At 37.0% G+C, this 3,482-nt stretch carries 4 protein-coding genes; all 4 read left to right on the top strand.

What is annotated here, in order from left to right; translation table 11 throughout:
• The first annotated feature begins 165 nt into the window (after positions 1–165).
• Genes JCM10512_RS21735 through JCM10512_RS20810 form a run of 4 tightly spaced genes read left to right on the top strand, consistent with a single transcriptional unit; the run spans position 166 to position 3,392 of the window.
• The gene (locus JCM10512_RS21735; protein WP_158332253.1) at positions 166–1,365 is read left to right on the top strand and encodes a tyrosine-type recombinase/integrase; all 1,200 of its coding nucleotides are present in this window, start codon (positions 166–168) and stop codon (positions 1,363–1,365) included.
• Complete coding sequence (locus JCM10512_RS25200; RefSeq protein ID WP_148298518.1) at positions 1,362–1,991, top strand: tyrosine-type recombinase/integrase; 630 nt, start codon at positions 1,362–1,364, stop codon at positions 1,989–1,991. The genes JCM10512_RS21735 and JCM10512_RS25200 overlap by 4 nt, the downstream gene beginning before the upstream one ends.
• Complete coding sequence (locus JCM10512_RS21730) at positions 1,979–2,344, top strand: site-specific integrase (RefSeq protein ID WP_148298517.1); 366 nt, start codon at positions 1,979–1,981, stop codon at positions 2,342–2,344. The genes JCM10512_RS25200 and JCM10512_RS21730 overlap by 13 nt, the downstream gene beginning before the upstream one ends.
• The gene (locus tag JCM10512_RS20810) at positions 2,328–3,392 is read left to right on the top strand and encodes a tyrosine-type recombinase/integrase (RefSeq protein WP_044165838.1); all 1,065 of its coding nucleotides are present in this window, start codon (positions 2,328–2,330) and stop codon (positions 3,390–3,392) included. The genes JCM10512_RS21730 and JCM10512_RS20810 overlap by 17 nt, the downstream gene beginning before the upstream one ends.
• Positions 3,393–3,482 lie beyond the last annotated feature (90 nt).

Below are 3,482 nucleotides of genomic sequence, written 5' to 3'. Positions count from 1 at the left end.
GTAACTTATCAAAACTTATTAATTATCAAAACTTTATCTATAATGAGTTGTAATTTACGTATATAGGCATTGCGAGTTTGGATAAAATTTGCATATTGTACATATCATTAAAATCATCATAGTGTTATGGACATGTCAAATCTTAAACTCAAACAACATTTGTTAATGGATTATTTATCCAAAGTAGGATACTGCGCCAATAAACAGCGTAGTATCGAAAAATGTATCGAATTGGTTCTAATTAAAGGTAGCTCTTCCAATATCACTACCTACGAAGATTTATTTTTTCAGGAGGTACAAGAGCAAGGACTTACTCCTGAAAGTTATCGTTTCAAGTCCTTAAGAAGGAGTCTTGGGCAACTGAAGAATTTTGATTTGTACGGTAAATATCCTGATGGTAATTATACGGGATTTATTTACGTCACAAATGGTTTTGACAATCTCAATGACTATTACAAATCATTGGCTATATACCATTTAGAGAATGGTATGTGTACTGGGAAACGTAAGAATACGGTTAGGATAGAGTATCTTTGCGCTATTCTATTTTACAAACATTTTCAAGATAACGGTGCGGAAGTATTGGAAGAAGCTACACCTAAAATGATTTGTTCTTTTTTTCACGATGGTATCAAGCAAATCAGAGGGATTGGTTATTTAGGCCATATAAGGGCGTTAATGAAAATTCTTAGATTACGTGAACCGAAACAGGCTGAACAGGCTGATTACATACTCAACTTTTTGCCAAATATTCCAAAGGCATACAAGAATTTTGAATTTCTTTCAAAAGATGAGTCTGACTGTATTCGGAAGTATCTTGAAAATCCCGACAACACCTTGTCTTTAAAAGAACGTACGATAGGATGGCTTCTGTATTTTTATGGACTGCGAGGTTCTGACATAACAGCTATGCGTTTTGACAATATAGATTGGAGAAAAGACATAATTACTCTAATCCAATCAAAAACAGATTATCCTCTTACATTACCTTTAAATGCGGTTACGGGAAATTCTCTTTTTGATTATATCACTACCGAAAGGGCTGAATCAGATATTAATACGATATTTATTCCCTCGAAAAATCCCCACACACCATACAAAAAGATTGCCCATATTGTGATGAAAATTTTCAAATGTGCGCATGTTAGAGATAAAGGAGGATGCAAAGGTGTCCGCCTTTTCCGCCATCATTTTGTGACTTATCTCCTTTCGTGTGGAGTTGAATGTTCAGTCGTGTCATCTCTAACTGGACATATGTCTCCCGAGTCTCTCAAGTTTTATGCAGATGCCGACCATGAGCATCTCAAGGAATGCGCTCTTGACATATCCTCTTACACTGTACCCTTTAACCTTTTTGACATATGAAATATCCATTCAAATCTAAACTATCCCAAAAGTTCGAAGAATTTGTTGCCATTCGCATTGCGTCCGGTCGATGGAATACGACCTATGACTACAACCTGCATCACTTCGACAGATATATTGTTGCTAACTACCCATCTTGTGAGGAATTGACAGTGGATATGCTGGACTGGTGCAGACGCAGGGAAACGGAAAGGAACAATACTTGTATATCAAGGACGACACCTATCCGAAGTTTTCTCAAATATGCCAATAAAAGAGGCTGGTCAACCTTAGATCCTTTGCCTTTGCCTATTTTTGAAGCCAAATCTTATGTACCGCACTTTTTTACACAGGATGAACTTTCTGCATTTTTTAAAGAATGTGACTCTTCTGTAATACGCTCATATCAAGAACGAAGGTGTACAACAACCCTGTTAAACCGATTACAACTTCCTGTTTACTTTCGTCTGTTGTACAGTTCCGGGATGCGTACATGTGAAGTCAGGTGGCTAAAATGTTCTAACGTTAATTTCGAGTCTGGTATCGTGAAAATCATAAAATCCAAAAGCATTGATGAACATGGCATTGTCTTCATGATTCTATGTTACAATTACTTCAACGTTATAACCAAGCTATGGAGAAAGTAATGCCTAATCGGATTTATCTTTTTCCTGATATGAAAGATGAGCCACGCAAGATACGTTGGGCATGCACTTCCTTTAACAAGATATGGTCTAAAGTTAGCAATGAAAAGGCTGTTGAATACGATTTACGTAGTTTCTATGCCATTTCCAATATTTCTAAATGGGAGGATCACGGATACGAATTGAGCGGCAAGCTCTTGTTCCTTTCCCGTAGCATGGGGCACAGAAATATACAAAGTACTTTTGGCTATTTTCATCTTACCCCGATGCTAACGGATAAGCTCAAATGCAATTGCGCTAAAAAATTTAGTGAACTATTACCTCAAAAGCCTGAATATAATGAAGAAAACATCTAAATCTAGTGGCACATTAACCACTCAAAATCGTAAAATAGCTAAATTGATTTATGACTGGCACACCACATTTTTACCATCCGTAAAAACAACAAGTGCACACACACTACGTTCCTACAAACTGTCATTGTCCATATTTCTCAGATACTTACAGTCAGAAAGAGGCATTACAGCGTTTACCCTTACTCCGGAATGTTTCTCTGTTGAGGTCTTATCGCAATGGCTGATATGGTTGAAAAAAGAGCGACACGTCAGTGCCACAACTTGCAATATAAGAATGGCTGCTATTAAAAATCTGACAAAATATATTAGTGGTCAGATGCCGGAGTATGCTTATATTTATATGGCAGTTTCGGAGTTTATAAAACCAATGCGGAAGGTAAAACGCATTGTACATGCCATGACACGGAATGCGGTAAAGGCTATTTTTGCAGTACCTGATACAACTACGAAAATAGGTTTACGGGATTTGGCTCTAATGATGCTCAGCTATGGGGTTGCAGCGCGTCTGAACGAAGTACTCTCTTTGACAGTCAAAGATATAGTGCTTGACAACGTTAAAGACCCATATGTAATATTATGTGGAAAAGGAGGTGGTTTCAGGTCAATCTACCTGCATGATGACCTTGTCGAATGGTTGAGACTCTACCTTAGAGTTTTTCATGGAGATAGACCCGATAAAGATTCTTTATTATTCTATTCTCCATGTAAAGGATGTATGGGGAAATTAACACAACCGGCAATTGCAAAACGTCTCAGATTGTATGCAGCCAAAGCACATGAAATCTGTCCTGATGTGCCTTTGGATCTACACAGCCATCTTTGGAGGCACAGTATGGCTACCCATTGGCGAGAGGATAATATCAATATTGTTGAAATAAAGGAACTTCTTGGACATCGCAATCTCTCTACAACTATGATATACGAGGATGTGACTGAAGAACAGAAGAAAAAGGCGATAGATACATTGGAAGACACTATTACTAAATCTCAAGATAAAAAATGGAAAAAGCCAGAAAACATGGAACTTCTAACCCTTGTTGGGCTTTAGTGAGGAAATATTATCCAAACTATTATTTTGTAACATATTGATATACAATAATACAATGAATAGTTTTGATAATTAATAAGTTTTGATAAG

The sequence above is a fragment of the Bacteroides reticulotermitis JCM 10512 genome (genome assembly GCF_000517545.1).
In the GTDB taxonomy this organism is placed as follows: Bacteria; Bacteroidota; Bacteroidia; order Bacteroidales; family Bacteroidaceae; genus Bacteroides; species Bacteroides reticulotermitis.
This window is presented reverse-complemented; position numbering and strand designations above follow the sequence as displayed.

Coding starts and splice junctions, on each gene's coding strand:
- JCM10512_RS21735 (WP_158332253.1), top strand. CDS start 166: ATGGATTATTTATCCAAAGTAGGATACTGCGCCAATAAACAGCGTAGT.
- JCM10512_RS25200 (WP_148298518.1), top strand. CDS start 1,362: ATGAAATATCCATTCAAATCTAAACTATCCCAAAAGTTCGAAGAATTT.
- JCM10512_RS21730 (WP_148298517.1), top strand. CDS start 1,979: ATGGAGAAAGTAATGCCTAATCGGATTTATCTTTTTCCTGATATGAAA.
- JCM10512_RS20810 (WP_044165838.1), top strand. CDS start 2,328: ATGAAGAAAACATCTAAATCTAGTGGCACATTAACCACTCAAAATCGT.